General features: G+C 58.0%; 6 protein-coding genes and 1 pseudogene. 4 read left to right on the plus strand and 3 right to left on the minus strand.

Translation table 11 applies throughout. The features are described from left to right. Positions 1-426 (plus strand): annotated as a pseudogene (locus ACI94_RS08335) (formate dehydrogenase); the annotation flags it as partial. A gap of 174 nt (positions 427-600) precedes the next feature. On the opposite strand, the gene ACI94_RS08340 reads toward ACI94_RS08335, so the two are convergent. From ACI94_RS08340 to ACI94_RS08350, 3 genes are all read right to left on the minus strand, one after another. Continuing rightward, positions 601-1,101, minus strand: a complete 501-nt coding sequence (locus tag ACI94_RS08340; RefSeq protein WP_066958397.1) for a hypothetical protein — start codon at positions 1,099-1,101, stop codon at positions 601-603. Positions 1,102-1,243: 142 nt separating this feature from the next. Beyond that, positions 1,244-1,510, minus strand: coding sequence for a hypothetical protein (locus ACI94_RS08345; RefSeq protein ID WP_066958304.1), 267 nt, complete (start codon positions 1,508-1,510; stop codon positions 1,244-1,246). 91 nt (positions 1,511-1,601) lie between these two features. After that, positions 1,602-1,886: a hypothetical protein gene (locus tag ACI94_RS08350; protein WP_066958399.1), complete on the minus strand. Its 285-nt coding sequence runs from the start codon at positions 1,884-1,886 to the stop codon at positions 1,602-1,604. Positions 1,887-2,073: 187 nt separating this feature from the next. On the opposite strand from ACI94_RS08350, the gene ACI94_RS08355 reads away from it, so the two are divergent. The 3 genes from ACI94_RS08355 to ACI94_RS08365 all read left to right on the plus strand — a co-directional run. Continuing rightward, a complete protein-coding gene (locus ACI94_RS08355; RefSeq protein WP_066958305.1) occupies positions 2,074-2,862 on the plus strand; it encodes an FHA domain-containing protein in 789 nt (262 codons plus the stop codon). Continuing rightward, positions 2,859-4,178, plus strand: a complete 1,320-nt coding sequence (locus tag ACI94_RS08360) for a serine/threonine-protein kinase (protein WP_286681298.1) — start codon at positions 2,859-2,861, stop codon at positions 4,176-4,178. The genes ACI94_RS08355 and ACI94_RS08360 overlap by 4 nt, the downstream gene beginning before the upstream one ends. A 347-nt stretch (positions 4,179-4,525) precedes the next feature. Continuing rightward, positions 4,526-5,177, plus strand: a 652-nt coding sequence (locus tag ACI94_RS08365; protein ID WP_286681299.1) for an SIMPL domain-containing protein, incomplete at its 3' end; no start/stop codon positions are given.

Consider the following 5,177-nt stretch of genomic DNA (forward strand, 5'->3'; position numbering starts at 1 on the left):
GGCTACTTCGAGGAACTCGGCGAAGGCAAGGAGCGCCTCCAGAAGATCATGGACGAGACGAGCCGGTGCATCAAGTGCTACCAGTGCATCGAGAACTGTCCGATCTGCTACTGCGTCGAGTGCAGCACGAAGAAGTCCTACCTGGTCGAGCCCGGTCAGGTCCCGCCGCCGTTCATGTTCCACCTGATCCGCTACGCGCACATCTCGGACTCGTGTATCAACTGCGGCCAGTGCGAGGAGCACTGCGCGATGGATATTCCAAACGCGCTCTTCATGCACGCCCTGCAGGTCGATCTCCAGGAGATGTTCGGCCACACCCCGGGTGTGGACATGGAACTCCCAGTGCTCGCGCTCGTCGAGGAGCAGGCGGAGCGCAAGCGGCTTGCCGACACCGGCAGCGACCAGATCTTCAACATCTTTGGGTAAGGGAGATATCTCCCTCTTTTTTTGAGACTTCATCGCTCCTCTCACGAGAGTACGGGGAGTCCATCTTTGCGGTCCAGTGCCTTCGCGTGACGTCGTATCGCACACTCTTCAACGCCTGTTCACGCAGAACCACAGGTTAACGTACGCCGTTGTATGGAAAAAGAAGAGATTGGTTCACTGAATGGTGATGGTATATGAGAGAGCCGGAATAGCGCTCTGATTGGCGAAGGTCTCCTCATGGCCATCGGGGAACCGAACCACCGTCAGATCAGGGGAGAAGTCGGCTTCAACAAGTGCGGCAAACCAGTAGCGGTCGAGCACTTCCTGCGCCCCGGTAAAGTCAAGTCCCGGCGTGGAGTAGATAGTCTCATTATCGGTGCTCTCGATTCTCGCAAAATTCAAGACCGAGAACCTGGCGGAATCGCCCTCGACCGAAGTCACCGTTACGGGCGACCCGGTTGCCATCTCAAGCGCGGATTTCAACTCTTGCTCCGGCTCGGCGATCTTGAGAAAGACTGCAATCCTCTCAATCCACGAGAGGGTGTAGTTAAAGGTGACGTCTGCACTCCCATCCTCGTCCACGGCGATCAGAAGGTTGTCTGCGCTGAAGGCCCCGGCCGGGGCAGTCATAAGCATCAGGACCAGGAAGGAGGCGACCAGGATTCCTCGTTTCATCCGCATACCTCTAAGAACCATACATCGTTCAAATGGATAAACATATGGTGAATGTCACCAGGCGTGTAAGCATTAGAGTCCTAAACCCTTGCAACTCACCCATAACGGCAGATCCCCCTGTGAGCAGGTTGAGCGCCTGTGCTCACTCATATCCTTCCGTCTCCTCAAACGTCCTCACATCGTAATTCTGTAATAAACCGGTCTCTGGATTCACATGGATCATCAGGAAGAGTTCGTACTCCGGGTTCTCCCAGAGAGCAAGAGCCGGCTTATCCTCTTTCGCCTGGAATCCAAGATCCCAAAGAGCCTCACGGATCCTCTCGTATGGTGCATCCACGGTGACGACCTCCCGGACCCTCTCCTTCATAGCCTCCTGCACATCCCGGTCAATCTTCATCAGTTTTGGCATACGAGGACCATACCGCCATACGCCCAGATAAACTTTGACCCGTTACGGCGGTTGAAAGGAGATGGGAGTGTAACAGTTATCATAAAGATCTTCACCGGGCATTATACACCGCAAGATCCTCAATCTCGTCATCCGGCTCATCATAAACACCCACGCGGTATCCGGCATACCCGCCTCCGAGATTCATTTTGAGCAGGACAAAGATTTTGAGGTCAGGCTGAACCCAGACCGTGACATCGGCGTCGTCTCGCTCAGGTATGAAATTCATTGCCAGGAGCGCTTCCCTGACACCGGTATATTCGGGCATTGACTGGATCATCTCCTCGATCTCCGCCATCACAGCCCGTTGCTGCGTTGCCTCGATCTCATCAAGCATGACCCCCACGATCGAACTTTGTGTATAAAAGATGATCCAGAGAGCCAAAGTACACCCGGGTACTGTCGCGGGGAACTACATGAGGCATTACGATGTGAGGATCACCCAAAAAGTCCGGCAAATTGCATAACCTTCATCATAAACCTCACAAAAACATACAGCAACCGAAGGCACAGCAGGGGGCACCATGGCTAGCAACGACGACTCAAGGACACTGATCCTCGATATGGAGACCGACGATCTGGAGGAGCTCTCCGAGTACCTGGATGTGTTGAGCAGCAGTACACGCTTGAAGATCCTCAAAATCATCGAACGGACGCCAAAGACCGTTCGGGAGATCTCGGCCGCGATCGAGACGAGCTATGAGAACACAAAGAAACATCTCGATAAACTCATGAGCATCGGGGTTATCCGGAAAGAGGCGGGTCTCTCCCGGCCGACCGCAAAAGGGGTTCATCCAGTCTGGAAATACTCGCTCGTGCCCGGGGGGCTTGAGGCGATCACACGAAGCCTCGGGCTGTTTGCGAACCTGAAATTGACACTCACTGATGCCATGCTTGCAAAGAAACTCGCCGGAGTGCGGGAGACCTTCGCGGGAGAGTTTGCCGGACTCTGCCCGGTCCTTATCCTTCTGGGAGGGGCAGAGGACGGCAAGGTCTTCCCGCTCGAAGATGAGAGTATCGCTGTAGGCCGGGCGGACCCGGCCGTACCCGACCCTGGGAGGCCGGGGATCGTTCTTGGTGAAGATTACGCAGCGGTCACCCGCATCTCAAGGCCGCACGCCCGGCTCACCCAGCGACAGGGTGTCTGGTTCATCGAGGATTGTGGCAGCACCGGGGGCACGTTCGTCAACGGCGCAACGCTTGACCAGGGCAGGCGACGCGAACTCAATAACGGGGACCTGATCGAGCTTGCAAAGGGAGCGATGGGGGCGACTCTGGTCTTTGTTGTTCCCGGGGGTACCGGCGCCGAATGAGGCCTGAACGGGCGGCCGTCTTGCTCCTCATGGCCACCCTCCTCATCGTCGCGACCGCCCCCGCAGTCTCGGGAGCGGGGGGGCCGCCGGAGCACGCGAATGCCGACGCTACATCCATCAAGGCTGCCGACAAAAAACCGGTCGACGATGTCACCGCACCCAGGAAGAGTGCAAGCGCCCCCGGTCAGATCAAGAAGAACAACGGCAAAACGACGCCGCAGGTGACGCCGACCCCCGTCCCCTCCTCCGAGATCCTTGGAGAAGAGATGACCGAGACGCCAACCGGGAGACACATGGAGCCACAGGAGGAGAGCAGCCGGACAGCCGGCGCCCAATTACCGGGGCCGACCGGGATTGTTCTGGGCCTAACCCTTCTCGCCGGGGCAGCCGTGCTTGGTGCGCGGTACCTCAAGCAACCGGAGAAGAGAGGTCCCCACGGCGCTTCGTCGGCGAGCACAATCGTCCTGCAAGACCCAAACCGGACCGTACTCCCTCACCCGGCCGGGTTCCCGCGCGAACTGAGCGAACGTTACGACCGGATCACCTTCGTCGGGAGAGGCGGGCTCGGACAGGTCTTCTCCGCAGTCAGGCGTGACGACGGCAGGCCTGTAGCGGTGAAGGTTCCGGTCGCCTACGACGAAGCAACCGGAAAGACCTTCCTGAAGGAGATGCGATTCTGGGAGGAACTGGCGCATCCAAACATCGTGCAGGTCTACTCGGTCAACATCCTCCCTGTCCCGTACGTCGAGATGGAGTACCTGCCCCAAAGTCTCACAGACCTCGATAAACCCCTCCTGCCGAAGACCGCCGCCCGGATTGCCGCCGGCATTCTCGCCGGGCTGGCTTATGCCCACAAACGGGGGATCGTCCATCGAGACATCAAGCCCGGGAACATCCTTCTTGCGGAGGACCTGACGCCGAAGATCGCCGACTGGGGCATGAGCACGAGGCCTGAAGAGACACGGGAGAATGGCACCGCCGGATTCACCCTCGCCTACGCGGCCCCGGAGCAGATCGCCCCGGAGCAGTTCGGGAGGACCGGGCCCGCAACCGACATCTACCTGTTCGGTGTCGTCTTCTACGAGATGGTTACAGGAAAACTTCCTTACGCCTCCGAGGGCATCGCCGGGATTACCGGAGCGATCCTGAACGCGCAGCCCGCGCCACCGTCTGATCTTGACCCTGCCCTAGCCAGGTTTGATGAGATCATCCTCCGCTGCCTCGCAAAGACACCCACCGACCGTTACCAATCCGCCGGAGAGGCGCTCGATGCGATCGAGACCGTGGTGAGGGAGACTGGCTACGGACGGGCGTGAAGGGGGCCTGAACGCCAGGGTGATGCAGGATTTCACCAATTTGCCTCCGCCCATACTTCCTTTTGCAGTCGACCCATACGTGAGTGCAGGACCGCCCGGCCCGGTCGCAGACCGGGCCTGAACACTAGGCCCTGCTCGAGACCGTGAGTGGAGCCACCTGCATCGCCATCCAGATCGCTCGTCCGTCGTAGCAGTCGGGTGGGTCCAGGGTACGGTGCAGCGGTTGCTGCAGACGGAAATTCAAATTTAGAGGGCCAGATCAAGAATTGGACGATAGAAAACTACGAAAATTATCGTAGTTAAAGGAAGATATTTATTTTTACCCATTCAAGAGATGATTGACGCTTATGCGAGGAAAGATAGTACTTCTGGGGATCGCCCTGATGGTCCTCTGCGCAGCGGTGATCGGTAGTGTCACCGCACAGACGCCAGAGCCGGCGGAGTCAAAAGAAAAGTTAATCCATGTCTCCGGTACGGGCAAAGTGACGACAACACCCGACCAGGCCATCATATTGTTCTCAGTCGAGACCGAGCATGCCGACGTCAAGACTGCACAGCAGCAGAACGCAGAGAAGATGGACGCCGTGATCAAAGCCTTAAAGAAGGCAGGGATCCCGGAGAAAGATATCAGGACCGCGAGTTACAACATCATCCCGGTGACCGGGGAGAACAACAGGCCTCTTTCCTCCGAGACGGGGGCATCTGATCTGAAGATCCAGTTCTACCGCGTCATCAACACTCTTGAGGTCACGCTCAATGACGTAGACCGTGCCGGTGAGATCGTCGACCTTGCGGTCGAGAACGGTGCAAACCGGGTCGACCGGTTCGCGTTCACCCTGAGTGATGAAAAGCAGCAGCAGTTCAGGTCGCAGGCCCTGACCGCCGCTGTCGCGCAGGCGCGGAGCGACGCAGACGCGGTTGCCGCAGCCCTCGGCAAGAGGATCATCGATGTCAAAGAGGTCAACGTCGGGAGCAGTTACATCCCGCTGGCATACGACA

The organism is Methanoculleus sp. DTU007 (assembly GCF_001512385.1).
Lineage (GTDB): Archaea > Halobacteriota > Methanomicrobia > Methanomicrobiales > Methanoculleaceae > Methanoculleus > Methanoculleus thermophilus.

Excerpts from the sequence above, each read along its gene's own strand:
- ACI94_RS08340 (WP_066958397.1), bottom strand. The coding sequence starts at position 1,101 with ATGAAACGAGGAATCCTGGTCGCCTCCTTCCTGGTCCTGATGCTTATG.
- ACI94_RS08345 (WP_066958304.1), bottom strand. The coding sequence starts at position 1,510 with ATGCCAAAACTGATGAAGATTGACCGGGATGTGCAGGAGGCTATGAAG.
- ACI94_RS08350 (WP_066958399.1), bottom strand. The coding sequence starts at position 1,886 with ATGCTTGATGAGATCGAGGCAACGCAGCAACGGGCTGTGATGGCGGAG.
- ACI94_RS08355 (WP_066958305.1), top strand. The coding sequence starts at position 2,074 with ATGGCTAGCAACGACGACTCAAGGACACTGATCCTCGATATGGAGACC.
- ACI94_RS08360 (WP_286681298.1), top strand. The coding sequence starts at position 2,859 with ATGAGGCCTGAACGGGCGGCCGTCTTGCTCCTCATGGCCACCCTCCTC.